A 14,548-nucleotide genomic window follows, 5' to 3' on the forward strand; every position below is an offset into this window, starting at 1 on the left:
ACGGAACGCAATGGCGTAACGAATATAACGCCAGTCATCCTGAACCGCGTTGCACGGGGTGTCTTCACAACGTCCTTTAACCAGCTTACCGCGCAGGTTAAGGCAATGACGGTACCCGTCACTCTCGCCCGGACGGGCGTTATTTGCACCTGAGCGTGCAGTCTGACGATGAGGAAAGATGTCACGCCCCGGCGCTGATGTTATCCCCCGGCCTTCAGCCCTTTTCCGCGCGACGCGCTGCCGATATAATCCTCGCCATGAATAAAACGAATCACACTGCATTACCTCCTGAAGAATCACTGGCTGACCTGGCGCATTTTGCCTGGTGTGCGCTGGTGGGATTACGGCTGGCTCAGCAGGACGGCCAGGCTCGTTCACCGTTGACCATTCACACTTTTCTGATCCGCTGGCTGGCGGATGTGCAGAAACAACGTCGGTTTCCGCGCTCTGTTGCCTATGATATTGACAGTTTGTTGCGCCTGGGACGAATGAAAGGTCCTGCTGCGGATTTACAGCAGCGGCTGCAATACCTCTGGCAGTCCTGCACGGAGCCGGTGACACAGCAGTCGGAGTTATTTCGCCTGACCCATGCGATTGAGGACCTGAAATCACAGGGCTGGGTAAACGCAGTGGTGTCTGATGAAGAATGGGTACCCGAAGCGTTGTACGCCGAATACGCGGACGTATCTGCGCTGCTGGTAAGAAAGTCCGAACTGCAGCGCCATTTTACAAAAGAGGGTCAGCAGTCCGCGCCGGTGGAGTTTGTCGTTGTCGGAGAGGGGCGTGTTGTTGGCGAGGCGTTTGATGCGCGGAAGCTGCATTACACGACGGGTGAGCAACACGCTGGCGGGTGTATTCTGGCGCTGGTGCCGTCAGCGGAATCATCCGGTGGTGCCGTGCAGGCTCCCTGAGCGAAGGTAGTATTACGTCAACGTAACAGGAAAGGCCGGTGGTGCAAATCGATTATCAGATTGAACAGTCCCATTTACCGACGCAATGAAATCACGGTGGTTGAGCCGGAAAGGTTTCGCAAGGTAAACGCCAGAGCGGAGGAACGACTGCGTAATGCCCTTCTGAACGTTGATCAGATGACCAGTCTCTGGCTGCCATTTTATTTAATGTTGCTCCGTATTCCACAGTTAATAGCCGGTCTACGGGCCACAGTGGTCGCAACTGAAGCCCGGCGTCTGACCAGTATCTACAGCATCGAAGAGGCGAACTGGCATAGACATTAATGTTGTAACACACTTCCCGGGTAAGCCTGGCGATCACCTTCTGCGTCTGGTTTTTACCATACTGACGGTGTTTTCGTCAGCGTCGTCTGGCAGAACCTGAATTTCATGCAGACACGGAGAACCTGGGGGATTAGCTCTGTTCATTGCCGGGGTTAAAAGAGAGGTTTGTTTTTACTCTTCACGATGTCGGCCATCACCGCGAGAGCGATTTCAGCAGGGGTTTTGCTGTGAATAGGCAAGCCGATGGGCGCTTTAATGCGATCCAGATCCGCTTCGCTGAATTCCGCGATTTTAACCAACCGCTGGCGGCGGTTCTGGCTGTTTTTCCTGGAGCCCATCGCGCCAATATAAAACGCGGGTGTCAGTACGGCCTCCATCAGCGTTAAGTCATCCATGCGCGGATCGTGGGTCAATGCCACGACGGCGGTGTTGGCATGGCAGCCGCTGCGCTCAATGTAATTCGCCGGAAACTGTTCGATGAGCTGCGCACTGGCGGGAATCTGAGTGCGAAAATTTTCGAGAACGTCAGGCCGGTTTTCACACACCAGCACCTCAAAGCCCAAAGCAAGGGCAAATTCGGCGCAGAAGAGGGCCACGCTGGACATCCCCGCAATCAGCAATCGGGGGGCCGCCGCGATAAACAGCGAAATTTGCGCGTTGTCGCGCTGAACGTGCGTTGAACTGATATAGTGCCCGGTTGGCAGAAAGGTAGCAGGTTCAGGTAATGTGACACGCTTCTCCAGCGCCTCGTGACCTTCCAGCGCAGCTGCCAGCTGGTTCAGATAACTGACGTTTTGGGGCGTGGACGGCAGGTATTCCACCAGAATATCCAGTTGCCCTCCGCAGGGCAGTGAGACATAGGAATTCAGGCCATCACCACCGTAGCGAACAAGCTGGCTTGGCTCGCTGTATTCTCCCTTAATAATTCGCGCCAGAAAGTCTTCTTCGATGCAGCCTCCGGATAGCGATCCAACACATTTACCCTGCGCGTTAGCGACCAGCATCGCCCCCGGCGGACGGGGAGAAGAGCCATAGGTGGCCAGCACGGTACAAATCCAGATGGGCTGCGCGGGAAGCCACTGAAGCGCCTGGTGGAGAACGGACAGGTCAAGAGATTGCATGGCTCAGGCTCCGGCAGGCAAATGAGAGGGGAGATCGATGTCCTGGAGGATTGTCCCTGTGTCGCACTCCAGAGCGTAGACGCTATAGCGTGAAAGCAAAGTCTGTGCCCCCTGATCGCCGCTAAGCGCCAGCAATTCGTTACGTAGCATTTGAGAAAAACCAACTGGGTGCCCTGGTCTTTCAAAATAAAAAGGACGGACGACGGAATGTTCGCCCAGAAGCCGGGCAACCTGACAGAATATCGCTGCAGGTACAAAAGGCATATCTGCCAGATGGATAAGCCAGCCAGACCAGTGTGGTGTGGCGGCGACACCCGCAGCAATTGAATCACCCAACCCCGTGCTTTCCAGCAGAGTGTAAGAAACCAGCCGCGCCTCACAAACAGACTGCACTGCTGTGTTGTCGGGACGGGTTACAACATGGGCGGGAAGACCAGAAGCAAGTGCGTGGGTTAGTGAGGCTGAGAATACAGAATGGTGTCCGAAAGGCGCATTGAGTTTATTGCCGGTTGCCCCGCTCTGGATAAAACGCTCACTACGGCCTGCTGCCATAATGATGATCCCAGCCACCATATTTGTTCCTTTTATCTCAACAGAAATTGAATAAATCTAAAGTAAAATCTTAGCAATCTTGCTTGCTTGAAAACAAGTTGTTAAATAAGAATTAAGGCGATCCCTGATGTGTAAAAATTATAGGGCAGTCCAGTTCAGGTGGTAGCACAAAATAATAAAACAACAAGGATCACTGTTTATGAGCAAGTTAAATCCATCGCGGCGTCGGTTTATCCGTCATGCGGTCATCGCAGGGGTCACGGTCTACCTTGCCCCTCTGCACAGCAAAGCGTACGCGGCGCTGTTCGAAGATAAAATTCTGCAGTCTCCCAACTGGGATCCTAAAACCAAAAGTCTGCGTTTTCGCATCGACGCACGTGCGAAAGCCATGGGGCAGAAGGTCTTTGCCCGTGACATCCGCGCGAAAGACATGCCGCACTGGCCACAGCAGCAGGCGCACGCCTTTATCCTGCGTGCCACCCAGGCCGATAAACTTTTTACCGGTATCGATCTCTCTTTGCTCGGCGATGACCTGCAGCCAGACAGGCTAGTCACCGCCGAAGATCTAGCGCGAGACGGGCTGGCGTTCCCGGCCTTTTATGGTGACGACATGCTGCTGCCCACCGGGAAAACCCCGGCATATCTGGGCCATGCTGTCGCCATTCTGATTTATCACGATTTTTCCCGTTTCCGTTTTGCCAAAGACAAACTCAAATTCCACGATGAAGTGATCCGTTATGGTGAGCACACCGGGCCACTGGAACGGGATCCCTGGGGAACTTTCCGCTATGTTCGCGTCGGCGGTGAACAGCCGCTGGACGACGATCGCTTCTCCAGCCTGAAAGATATGCCTGTCTTCCCCGCTGCCATGAGAAAGCATCTGCCGGTCTGGCCCGAAGGACGTGAAGGCGGCAAGCTGGACGAAGAGGGCATGTTCTACGCCGATGGTATTGCCAGCGAACTTCAGTCTCCTCCGGATAACTGGCTGGTCATGTCGCGTCAGTACAACACGCAGTCGATCGATACCGCTGCTCTGGAACCTGATAACGCCAACGGCTGGTACGACAGTGCGACGCAAACGCTGCATTTGGTTGCGCCAACGCAGTCGCCGCAAGAGGTGATGAGCGAGCTGCCGCGCATGCTCTCCAGGGCGAAGATGACGGTGAAACAGGTCATTCTGCATCCCTGTTACACCGTGGGCTACGGTTCGAAAGACCACTGCAACTTCCCGTATTACGGTACTGTGGCGGCCATGTACGGTGACGGTCATCCGGTTCGCCTGGCCAATGACCGCTACGAACAGTTCCAGACCGGGCTGAAGCGCCATGCCTTTGAGATGAACTACACCATCGGCGTGGACAAAAAAACCGGCATTTTGCAGTCCTTCAAAGGCGAAATGGTGGCGAACGGCGGTGGTCGCTCGAACTTTACGCCGTCGGTCACGATGGTGGGCGCCACCGCTGCACAGTCCATTTACTATTTCCCTAAAAGCGACCTCTCGGCTGTCGGCATCGCCTCACGTGCCATTGATGCGGGCTCTGCTCGTGGTTACGGCACGTTGCAGAGTATGGCTGCTACAGAAATCATGATGGATGAGATAGCCGCAGAGCTGAAGCTGGATCCCATCGAATTCCGTCAGCGCAACGTGCTGAAATCCGGGATGAAGAATACCCAGGGTGCGATCCCGGCGGGTGCGATTCGTGCCGACGAAGTGCTGGAAAAAGCCGCGAAGCATGAGATCTGGCTGAAGCGCGCCGATCGCAAGCGCGAGTTTGAAAGCAAGAATCCGGGCAAGCGCTATGGCGTGGGTTTTGGCTGCGTGCAGAAAGACTTCGGAACCGGGGCGGAAACCTCCTTCGCCCGTGTGGAACTGAGCAAAGAAGGGAAGATAACGCTGCATCACAGCGGTGCGGAAATGGGCACCGGGATGTCGACCTCTCAGGCCGTGCTCTGCGCTGAGTGGCTGGGCCATCCTGCCGACGAGTCGCATTTCTCCGTGACCGACTGGTCGCAGCTACCGGTGGTCACCAGTGGTGACCCGTACCTCATGAGCCAGGCCAAGCAGGACGAACTACAGCGTAACCCGCTGTGGTCACCATCGTACTGCTCACCGTCGAGCGCCAGTAACTCTGCGTTTTATTTCTCCCACAGTACTCGTGAAGCCGCGCGCCAGCTGTTTATGCAGGCGATTTGGCCCGCTGCGCTCAGCCTCTGGCAGACGGGCATCGGCGGTGGGCAAGCCGCGCCGTTGGTCGTTCGCGCTGAAGATGCCCGCTGGGTGGAAGGCGGACTGACGGCGGCGGGGATGCAGATCCTGCCGCTGGAGCTGCTGGCGAAAACCGTCTGGGAAAAAGGCCTCACCACCGGGGTAATGGTGCATGTATTTAACCGCTGGCAGTGGGCAGAAGCGGACTTCACGCTGAACAATCAGAAACTTCGCCTGCCGATAGACGCGATGGCGATCCGCAAGGCTGAAAGCTGGCAGATCATTATGCGCGATCGGGTTTATTACCCACCTGTCCAGCGTAATAACGCGGCGGTGACGTACTACAGCGCCATCGGTACGCTGGCGGAAGTCTCCGTTGAGCTTGCCACCGGCAAGGTTGAGTTGCTGAACCACCACTCCATTCTGGAGTGCGGAAACCTGATTGTGCCGGAACTGGTCTCAGGCCAGTTACAGGGCGGTCTGGCGATGGGAATTGGTCATGCACTGCACGAATATTTACCCCTTTATGAAGACGGACCGGGCAACGGTACCTGGAATTTTAACCGTTATCACCTACCGCGAGCCAGCGATGTGGCGGTCTGGCGACAGACGGGCGACATAATGCCTGCGCTGTCGGAAACCGATCCGCCAAAAGGGATGGCCGAAGTTGTCATGATCCCGGTTGTCGCGGCGCTGGTGAATGCCATCAGCGAAGCCACCGGTCACCGTTTCCGTGATTTACCCGTTCGTGCAGACAATATTCTTGAGGTGTTGAAATGAGTATCCCGACCCAGCCGCTCTCACTGACCATCAACGGTGAGAATAAAGGCCCTTATGACGTACCGGAAGGGTTGATGATGATCGACTTTCTGCACGAATACCTTGACCTGACCGGAAGCCGTCTTGGTTGTGGGCAGGGTATTTGCCACGCGTGCGTGGTGATTGTCGACAAGCCAGACGGGACCAGTGAAGAGATGAGAACCTGCATCACGGGGGCGCATTTCTTTAAAGGCAAAATCGTGCGTACGGTGGAAGGACATGCGCAGGCCGATGAAAAGAGCGGCGAGCCCGTGCCCTCTTCGGTGCAGCAGGCCTTTATGGAGCACTACAGCTTCCAGTGCGGCTACTGCACGCCAGGTTTCGTGAATGCCGCGACGATTTTCATCGAAAAGCTCAGGCGTCAGCCGGTGGCCCGTGAAGATCTGGAAAGTGAAATCGAGAAGGCGCTGGACAGCCATATTTGTCGCTGCACCGGCTACGTTCGTTATTACGAAGCGGTGCGCGATTTGGCACTGGCGACGCCGGGTCTGGTGAAGGGGGCGGCGAAATGATCAAACGTCTTTTATCGGGGCTCATCGTCATCATAGCTATCGTTATCGCGGTGCTATGGTGGCGTGAGAACCGTACCTGGGATGGCCCAGTGCAAAAGGTGACGGCCAGCGCGGAACAGATTGAGCAGGGGAAATATCTGACCCGCGCAGCAGACTGTGCAGCCTGCCACACGGCACCTGGTGGTGCTCCGATGGCGGGCGGTGTTCCGCTGGAAACGCCGTTCGGCACCATTTTTGGCAGCAACATCACCCCGTCTGCCGATCAGGGCATCGGTCGCTGGACCAAAGAGCAGTTCTACACGGCGTTGACGGAAGGCGTTGCCCCGGGTGGACGCCATCTCTATCCGGCGATGCCTTACACCTCCTATAAAGGGCTGACCCGCGAAGATTCGGATGCCATTTATGCCTATCTGATGACGCGCCCGGCGGTAGACGTTGCGGCCCCAGAAAACGAGATGCCGTTCCCGTTCAACCAGCGGATGGCGATGATGGGGTGGAATCTGTTGTTCCGCACTTCAGATCCACTGCCTTCTGCCTCACAGGGCGCGTCAGAACAGTGGACGCGTGGGCGTTATCTGGTGGATGTGCTGGGTCACTGTGGTGAATGTCATACCCCGCGCGGCAAGCTCGGACAAATGGATCTGGACAGACCGTTGCAGGGCGGCGTGCTGGGACGCTTCAGCGCCCCGGCCATTACGCCTGATGCGCTGGCTCAGCGCGGTTGGACGCCGAACGATGTGCAGACATTCCTCAGCACCGGCATTGCGCCGCAGGGTTCTGCCTTCAGCGAAATGCACACGGTTGTCGATCTCAGCACCCGTCATTTGAACGCCGACGATCAGAAAGCGCTGGTGACCTACCTGATGGGCGACAACGCCCCGCAGGCCGTTGCGCTGAAAGCCGTGGCGAACAGTGACAACGAAGCAGGGCGTATGACCTGGCTGAACGTCTGCGCCGGATGCCACGCCCGTGAAGGCGAAGGTAAACCGAACGTCAGCGTCAGCATGGTCAATAACGCGACGCTGCGTCAGCCGGATGGTCGTAACCTGATCGTTTCCGTGCTGGATGGCCTGCCGGCTCAGTCGTTCCCGGGTAATCAGAGTATGCAAAGCATGCCTAGCTTCGCGTCGAACCTGAGCGATGAAGAGATCGCGGGGCTGGCGAACTATCTGCGAACCACCTGGGGTGGACAGCCTGGCAACATCACGCCAGAACAGGTTAAAGCGTTACGTCAGCATGAGTGAGAACGCGTTACTGGAAGCGGTCAACCTTAGCTGTGAACGAGACGAAAGAGCGTTGTTTACCGCGCTCTCTTTTCGCGTTGACGCCGGAGAATGGGTACAGATCACCGGTGCTAACGGCGCGGGGAAAACCACACTGTTACGCATCTTGTCTGGGTTATCGCGCCCGGACAGCGGTGACATTCGCTGGAACGGGGTCACGCTTGCCGATGCTCGCGAAAGCTACAGTCAGGATCTGTTGTGGCTCGGACATCAGCCAGGAATGAAAACCCGGCTGACGGCGCTGGAAAACCTGCGTTTCTATCACCCTCGTAAAATGCAGGACGAGCTGTTGATCGCCCTCGCGAATGCCGGGCTTGCCGGATACGAGGATTTGCCGCTGGCTCAGCTTTCTGCCGGGCAGCAACGGCGGGCGGCATTAGCCAGGCTCTGGCTGACCTCCGCGCGGCTTTGGCTTCTGGATGAACCGTTTACCGCCATCGATGCCGATGGGGTGGGCGATCTTATCCGGCGGCTGGCGCAGCATATCGCAGAGGGGGGGATGGTGGTGATGACCACGCATCAACCTTTGCCTCAGGGGCCGGTGCAGGTTCGTCTCCTCTCTTTACAGTCGTCGGAGAGAGATTTGTGATGTTCGCTATTTTTTGTCATGAACTGCGAACCGCCAACCGTCATCGTGCCGAACTGGCGAACCCCCTGTGGTTTTTTTTGATTGCCGTGGCGTTATTCCCTTTGGCTGTTGGGCCGGAACCGTCGTTGCTGTCGCGCATTGCGCCAGGCGTGATTTGGGTGATTGCCTTGCTCTTCTCACTGATGGCTTTTGAGCGCCTGTTTCGCGACGATTATCTTGACGGCAGCCTTGAGCAGCTGATGCTGCTGCCGCTTCCGTTGCCCGCCGTAGTGCTGGCTAAAGTGCTGGCGCACTGGGTGGTGACCGGACTGCCGCTGATCCTGCTGTCACCGCTGGTGGCAATGCTGTTAGGGCTGGATATTCAAAGCTGGGCCGTCATGGCAGTAACGTTGCTGCTGGGGACTCCCGTGTTGAGCCTGTCAGGCGCGCTTGGCATGGCGCTAACGCTGGGACTACGACGCGGCGGTGCGTTGCTTAGCGTTTTAGTTTTACCGCTGACCATTCCGCTGCTGATCTTCGCTACCGCTGCACTGGACGCAGGCCGCAGCGGTTTACCGGTTGCCGGGTATTTCGCCATTCTGGGGGCCATGCTGACCGCCAGCATCACGCTGCTGCCGTTTGCGACGGCGGCGGCACTGCGGATCAGCGTGCAATGATTTTCTCAAGGAATATGTAATGGTGTGGAAATGCTTTCATCCCCTGGCTTCGCCAGCGAGGCTTTATGAGATTTGCGGACGCTGCCTGCCCTGGCTGGCTGTCGTCTGCGCCATCACGCTGTTGCCCGGCTGGATTTGGGGATTCGGTTTCGCCCCGCAGGATTATCAGCAGGGACAAAGCTATCGCATTATCTACCTGCATGTACCCGCCGCGGTGGGTTCCATGAGCATTTATGCCGCGATGGCCTGCGCGGCATTTGTGGGGCTGGTGTGGCAGATGAAACTGGCTAATCTGGCGATGATGGCGATGGCGCCCGTGGGGGCCGTTTTTACGTTTATTGCGCTGGTGACCGGTTCTGCCTGGGGAAAGCCGATGTGGGGAACCTGGTGGATCTGGGATGCGCGTCTCACCTCTGAGCTTATTCTGCTGTTTCTCTATGTTGGCGTTATCGCGCTGTGGCACGCCATTGAAGACAAGCAGCAGGCCGGAAAAGCCGCTGGGCTGCTGGTGCTGACAGGCGTGGTCAATTTGCCGATCATCCATTATTCCGTCGAATGGTGGTTCACCCTGCATCAGGGCTCCACCAACATGCTGCAAACCGTGGCTCCGGCCATGCGCACACCGTTACGGCTGGCAATTGTCGGCATGATGCTGCTGTATGTCACTCTGTCGCTGATGCGTCTGCGCAATCTGATTTTATGGCAGGAAAAACGTCGCCCCTGGGTCACTGAACTCCTGGGTAAGGAGATAACCCAATGATCCCGGCTTTTGCTTCCTGGCACGATTTTTGGCTGATGGGCGGCTACGCGACCTACGTCTGGCTGGCCGTTTGCGCAACGCTGCTGCCGCTGCTTATTTTGCTGATACAGATCCGCTGGCAGCGGAAAACGCTGCTGCGTGAAATCGCCCAACATCAGGCTCGCCAGCGTCGCCGCACGACGGCACAACAGCGTGAGGCCGCGTGAATCTGCGTCGAAAACAACGTTTGTGGACAGCAGTGGCGGTGCTGGCGGGAGTGGGGCTGACCGTTGGGTTGATGCTCTATGCCTTGCGCAGCAATATCGATCTGTTCTACACGCCGGGTGAAATTCTCTACGGTAAAGGCAAACAGCAGCAAATGCCGTCAAATGGCGAACGCCTGCGCGTGGGCGGCTATGTGCTTCCCGGCAGCGTAAAGCGTGATCATAGCTCGCTGCTGGTGACCTTCACACTGTACGACGCTAAGGGGCAGGTGAACGTCAGCTACGATGGCATTCTACCGGACCTGTTCCGCGAAGGGCAGGGTGTGGTGGTACAAGGCGTGCTGGATTCATCGCGCCATGTGCAGGCCAAACAGGTGCTGGCGAAACATGATGAAAACTACACGCCGCCGGAAATCAGCCAGGCCATGAAACCGTCAGAGGACAAATCAGGATGATGCCGGAAGTTGGAAATGCGTTGTTGTGTCTGGCGTTGGGGATTGCGCTGCTGCTGACCTGCTATCCGCTGTGGGGCGTTGCGCGTGGGGATGCCCGTCTGATGGGCTTCTCTCGTCTGCTGGCAGGGCTGCAATTCGCTGCCGTGTTGAGTGCTTTCGTGATCCTCGCCCATGCCTTTGTGGTGAATGACTTTACCGTGGCCTACGTGGTGCATAACTCCAACACGGCGCTGCCAGTCTGGTATCGAGTCGCCGCCACCTGGGGCGCACACGAGGGTTCACTACTGCTGTGGATGCTGCTGCTGAGCAACTGGACCTTTGCCGTGGCGCTGTTCAGCAAAGCCGTGCCGCAGGATATTGTGGCACGGGTGCTCGCCGTGATGGGAATGATCAGCATCGGTTTTCTGCTGTTTATCCTGCTCACCTCTAATCCGTTTACCCGCACGTTGCCGGATTTTCCGCTAGAGGGGAACGACCTCAACCCGCTGTTGCAGGATCCCGGGTTGATATTCCACCCGCCGCTGCTTTACATGGGCTATGTCGGTTTTTCCGTCGCCTTTGCTTTCGCCATTGCGGCACTTCTCCGGGGGAGTCTGGATGCAGCTCTGCTGCGGTTTGCCCGTCCGTGGACGCTGGCAGCATGGATTTTCCTGACCTGCGGCATCATCCTTGGCTCGTTCTGGGCATACTACGAACTGGGATGGGGCGGCTGGTGGTTCTGGGACCCGGTAGAAAATGCCTCCCTGATGCCGTGGCTGGTGGGCACGGCGCTGATCCACTCGCTGGCGGTCGCGGAAAAGCGCGGCAGTTTTAAAGCCTGGTGTCTGCTGTTGGCAATTTGCGTCTTCTCGCTGTGTCTGCTGGGCACGTTTTTGGTTCGTTCCGGGGTGCTTATTTCGGTGCACACCTTTGCCTCAGATCCGGCGCGCGGCATGTTTATCCTCGCCTTTATGGTGGTGGTGACCGGTGGGGCGTTGCTGCTGTTTGCCCTGCGCGGTGGGCTAATCCGCTCAACGGTCAATAACTCGCTCTGGTCGCGGGAATCGCTGCTGCTGGGGAACAATATCCTGCTGATGGCGGGCATGGTGGTGGTGCTACTGGGCACGCTGCTGCCGCTGGTGCATAAACAGCTGGGGCTTGGCAGTATCTCCATTGGTGAGCCTTTCTTTAACTCGCTCTTTACTGCGCTGATGGCGCCGTTCTCTCTGATGTGCGGCGTAGCACCCTTAGTCAAATGGGGACGCGACAACATCACTAAACTCGCGACGAAAATAGGCATTGCGGCGGGCATCACGCTGTTAGCTGCACTGCTACTCCCCTGGCTGATTGGCAAACGTCTTGAGGCCACGGCGGTGACTGGCGTGATGATGGCGGTTTGGGTGGCCTGGCTGACTCTCATGGAAGTGCGTCTGCGGGCCACGCATCGTTCTACCTTGTTGCCTGGCCTGCGCAAAATCAGTCTCAGCCAGTGGGGAATGGTGTTGGGGCACGTTGGCCTGGCCGTCACCGTGTTCGGTATTGCCATTAGCCAGAGCTACAGCATCGAACGCGATGTGAGGATGAAGCAGGGCGATAGTCTTGAGATGGCGGGCTACCACTTCACCCTTAATCAGATGCTGTCGGTGCAAGGGCCTAACTACAGCGGCGTGCTGGTCATGCTTGCCGTTTCCCGTGAGGGGAAGACGGTGACTACGCTACAGGCTGAAAAGCGCTCCTATCCCAACAGCCGTGTGGTGCTGACGGAAACGGCTATCGACGGAGGGCTGACACGCGATCTTTATGTGGCGCCTGGAGAACCGCTTGATAACGGCTACTGGGCAATGCGTCTTTACTACAAACCTTTTGTCCGCTGGATCTGGAGCGGAGGCCTGATGATGGCGTTTGGGGGATTGTGCGCGCTGCTTTCCCGGCGTAGCCGTAAGACGTCAGAATCCAGGGAGCTGCAGCATGAAATCTAAAACTTTGATGATCCCGCTGGTTTTGTTTGTGGTTATCTCCGCCGTGCTGTTCTGGCAGCTGCAACGCAACGCTCAGGGGGACGATCCCTCTACGCTTGAATCGGCACTGATTGGCAAACCGACACCGGACATTCAGCGCCAGTCGCTGTTTGACCAGGGAACGGTTTACCCGCCAGCTATTTTTGCGTCGGGCAAACCCGTGCTGCTTAACGTCTGGGCGACCTGGTGCCCGACCTGTGCGGCTGAGCATCATTTTCTCAATACCCTGAAAGCGCAGGGCATTCCGGTAATTGGTCTTAACTTTAAGGACGACAGAACCAAAGCGCAGGAGTGGCTGACGCGCCGCGGCGATCCCTATCAATACAATCTGTTTGACGGCAATGGCATGGCTGGGCTTGATCTCGGGGTATATGGCACGCCGGAAACGTTTCTTATTGATGGTAAAGGCATTATTCGCTATCGCCATGCCGGGGAACTGACCAACGCTCTGTGGAACAAGGAGCTGAAACCGCTGTGGGACACGCTGAGCAAGGAGAACGCACAATGAAATATTGGCTACTGCTGTGCCTTTTCTGTTCTTCGCTGGCGATGGCGACGAAGGATCTGCTGACCTTCCGTGACGCCGTACAGGAACAAGAATACCAGCGGCTGACGCAGTCGCTGCGCTGCCCCAAGTGCCAGAACAGCAGCATTGCTGATTCCGGCTCGGTGATTGCCGCAGACATGCGCCAGAAGCTGTATCAACTGCTGCAACAGGGTAAAAGCGAACAGCAGGTGGTGGATTACATGGTGGTGCGCTACGGCCATTTTGTCAGCTACGAGCCGCCGTTAACGCCACTGACCTGGCTGCTGTGGGGCGGTCCGCTGGCGGTGGTGATTTTGGGGGGCGGGGTGATCATTCGCCGCAGCCGCCAGAAAGTAGAGGTGTCTGACGCAGTCGTGCAACAAACGGCAATCACGTTCTCTCCGGTTCCGCTCTGGCAGTGGCTTCCTGGCATCGCGCTGACGTTGGGGGTATCTGCCTTTCTGGTGTACCAGACGGGCAGTATCCCGCAGGTTCAGGCCTGGAAGCAGGACACGGCGCAAACCCCGGAATTGCTGGCGCTGTGGCAGCAAGATCCTCAAGACATCAGCGATCGCGATACGCTCTCGCGCCTGGCGTTAGGGATGAGAACCCGCTTGCAGGAGCAGCCGGATGACATCAACGGTTGGATCCAGTTGGGGCGAATTGGCTATCAGTTGGATAACGCACCGCTGGTCATTCAGGCGCTTGAAAAAGCGAGAGTTCTGGATCCTGACAATCAACTGGCCACGTTGGGATTGGCAGAAGCCTTAACCCGCTCCAGTTCGCCAGAGGACGTTACTCAAGGCGGCGAGCTGCTCAAAGATATGATCCTGAAGGGCAACGTTAATCTGGCGGTGTTGAATCTCTATGCGGTGAATGCTCAACAGCAGCAGCACTGGCAGGATGCAGTGACTGGCTGGAAAGCAGTGTTGAAACAGCTCTCACCGGATGATCCTCGTGCGGCAACGGTTGAAGGGTATCTCTGTGAGGCGATGTCGAAACAACAAAAGCACGGAGGTTAACCTGGAAACAGGCTGAATTGCCTTAAGCGTGTTGCAAAGTAAACGCCAGAGCGAAAGAATGGTTGTGTCGTGCTCTGCTGAACGTTGATTACGTGACCAGTTTTGAATTGCTTTTCCGCTTGCTATTACTCTGAACGCCACCGCTGATTACCGGTCTGTACGACGCTGCAGATCAGTCTGAAGTGGCAGGTATTTGGGTTGTGTCTGGTGTCTGAGTGCGGAACTGAGCACGGTACCCCGCACCTTTGATTACCACCTGTTGAACCGTATACGGTGTGCGAGCCAGTATAGCAGGGCCGGGAGGGGTATTGCGACCTCAGAAACTGTCGTCTTCGACACGCTGACGGGGACAACCCGCCGGGTTCCGGTTTACCATTGCGATGGGGCGTAAAGTGCCTGTTTGTTCATGCCTGCTCATTTTTGCCCGCCGGTTATCAATCCTCCTGTCGTAAAATGCTGCGCTTATTTAACTTCTTGCATTCAGCTGAAACGCGCTGTTAATGCTTTATCCTTGTGGATGTAATTTCCCGTGCGTAGCATCCCCCTCCGTGTCAGGGATACACAGACCGCCACTAGCTCAGCAGGAAAGAGCCGGTGACAATGATGTTACTG

At 56.8% G+C, this 14,548-nt stretch carries 14 protein-coding genes and 1 pseudogene; 13 read left to right on the forward strand and 2 right to left on the reverse strand.

The window, feature by feature from the left end; genetic code table 11:
- The first annotated feature begins 257 nt into the window (after positions 1–257).
- Positions 258–911 (forward strand): DUF2913 family protein, encoded by a 654-nt coding sequence (locus tag DEO48_RS15390; protein ID WP_109845657.1) that lies wholly within the window; start codon positions 258–260, stop codon positions 909–911.
- Positions 912–1,028: 117 nt separating this feature from the next.
- Positions 1,029–1,158, forward strand: a pseudogene (locus DEO48_RS27205) (DNA-binding protein); the annotation flags it as partial.
- Between the two features lie 229 nt (positions 1,159–1,387).
- On the opposite strand, the gene DEO48_RS15400 reads toward DEO48_RS27205, so the two are convergent.
- Together DEO48_RS15400 and DEO48_RS15405 are read right to left on the reverse strand one after the other, a co-directional pair.
- Positions 1,388–2,356 (reverse strand): XdhC family protein, encoded by a 969-nt coding sequence (locus tag DEO48_RS15400; RefSeq protein ID WP_109845645.1) that lies wholly within the window; start codon positions 2,354–2,356, stop codon positions 1,388–1,390.
- 3 nt (positions 2,357–2,359) lie between these two features.
- Positions 2,360–2,929 carry an NTP transferase domain-containing protein gene (locus DEO48_RS15405; RefSeq protein WP_109845646.1) on the reverse strand — a complete coding sequence of 190 codons (570 nt, stop codon included), beginning with the start codon at positions 2,927–2,929 and terminating at the stop codon, positions 2,360–2,362.
- Positions 2,930–3,107: 178 nt separating this feature from the next.
- On the opposite strand from DEO48_RS15405, the gene DEO48_RS15410 reads away from it, so the two are divergent.
- The 11 genes from DEO48_RS15410 to DEO48_RS15460 are packed head-to-tail and all read left to right on the forward strand — an operon-like array spanning position 3,108 to position 13,936.
- Complete coding sequence (locus DEO48_RS15410) at positions 3,108–5,894, forward strand: xanthine dehydrogenase family protein molybdopterin-binding subunit (protein WP_109845647.1); 2,787 nt, start codon at positions 3,108–3,110, stop codon at positions 5,892–5,894.
- Positions 5,891–6,445 carry a (2Fe-2S)-binding protein gene (locus DEO48_RS15415; RefSeq protein ID WP_109845648.1) on the forward strand — a complete coding sequence of 185 codons (555 nt, stop codon included), beginning with the start codon at positions 5,891–5,893 and terminating at the stop codon, positions 6,443–6,445. Before DEO48_RS15410 ends, DEO48_RS15415 begins: the two co-directional genes overlap by 4 nt.
- Positions 6,442–7,689, forward strand: coding sequence for a cytochrome c (locus DEO48_RS15420; RefSeq protein WP_109845649.1), 1,248 nt, complete (start codon positions 6,442–6,444; stop codon positions 7,687–7,689). Before DEO48_RS15415 ends, DEO48_RS15420 begins: the two co-directional genes overlap by 4 nt.
- A complete protein-coding gene (gene ccmA / locus DEO48_RS15425; protein WP_109845650.1) occupies positions 7,682–8,317 on the forward strand; it encodes a cytochrome c biogenesis heme-transporting ATPase CcmA in 636 nt (211 codons plus the stop codon). The genes DEO48_RS15420 and ccmA overlap by 8 nt, the downstream gene beginning before the upstream one ends.
- On the forward strand, positions 8,317–8,973 hold the full coding sequence (gene ccmB, locus DEO48_RS15430) for a heme exporter protein CcmB (RefSeq protein WP_109845651.1): 657 nt from the start codon (positions 8,317–8,319) through the stop codon (positions 8,971–8,973). The genes ccmA and ccmB overlap by 1 nt, the downstream gene beginning before the upstream one ends.
- Positions 8,974–8,995: 22 nt before the next feature.
- Positions 8,996–9,733, forward strand: a complete 738-nt coding sequence (locus tag DEO48_RS15435; RefSeq protein ID WP_109845658.1) for a heme ABC transporter permease — start codon at positions 8,996–8,998, stop codon at positions 9,731–9,733.
- Positions 9,730–9,939, forward strand: a complete 210-nt coding sequence (gene ccmD, locus DEO48_RS15440; RefSeq protein ID WP_109845652.1) for a heme exporter protein CcmD — start codon at positions 9,730–9,732, stop codon at positions 9,937–9,939. The genes DEO48_RS15435 and ccmD overlap by 4 nt, the downstream gene beginning before the upstream one ends.
- Entirely contained in the window at positions 9,936–10,391 is a 456-nt protein-coding gene (gene ccmE, locus DEO48_RS15445) for a cytochrome c maturation protein CcmE (protein WP_109845653.1), read from the forward strand. The genes ccmD and ccmE overlap by 4 nt, the downstream gene beginning before the upstream one ends.
- Positions 10,388–12,349, forward strand: a complete 1,962-nt coding sequence (locus DEO48_RS15450) for a heme lyase CcmF/NrfE family subunit (RefSeq protein ID WP_109845654.1) — start codon at positions 10,388–10,390, stop codon at positions 12,347–12,349. Before ccmE ends, DEO48_RS15450 begins: the two co-directional genes overlap by 4 nt.
- Complete coding sequence (locus tag DEO48_RS15455) at positions 12,339–12,896, forward strand: DsbE family thiol:disulfide interchange protein (RefSeq protein ID WP_109845655.1); 558 nt, start codon at positions 12,339–12,341, stop codon at positions 12,894–12,896. The genes DEO48_RS15450 and DEO48_RS15455 overlap by 11 nt, the downstream gene beginning before the upstream one ends.
- Positions 12,893–13,936 (forward strand): cytochrome c-type biogenesis protein CcmH, encoded by a 1,044-nt coding sequence (locus tag DEO48_RS15460; RefSeq protein ID WP_109845656.1) that lies wholly within the window; start codon positions 12,893–12,895, stop codon positions 13,934–13,936. Before DEO48_RS15455 ends, DEO48_RS15460 begins: the two co-directional genes overlap by 4 nt.
- Positions 13,937–14,548: the final 612 nt, after the last annotated feature.

It is taken from the genome of Enterobacter sp. CGMCC 5087 (genome assembly GCF_003144775.1).
Lineage (GTDB): Bacteria > Pseudomonadota > Gammaproteobacteria > Enterobacterales > Enterobacteriaceae > Enterobacter > Enterobacter cloacae_M.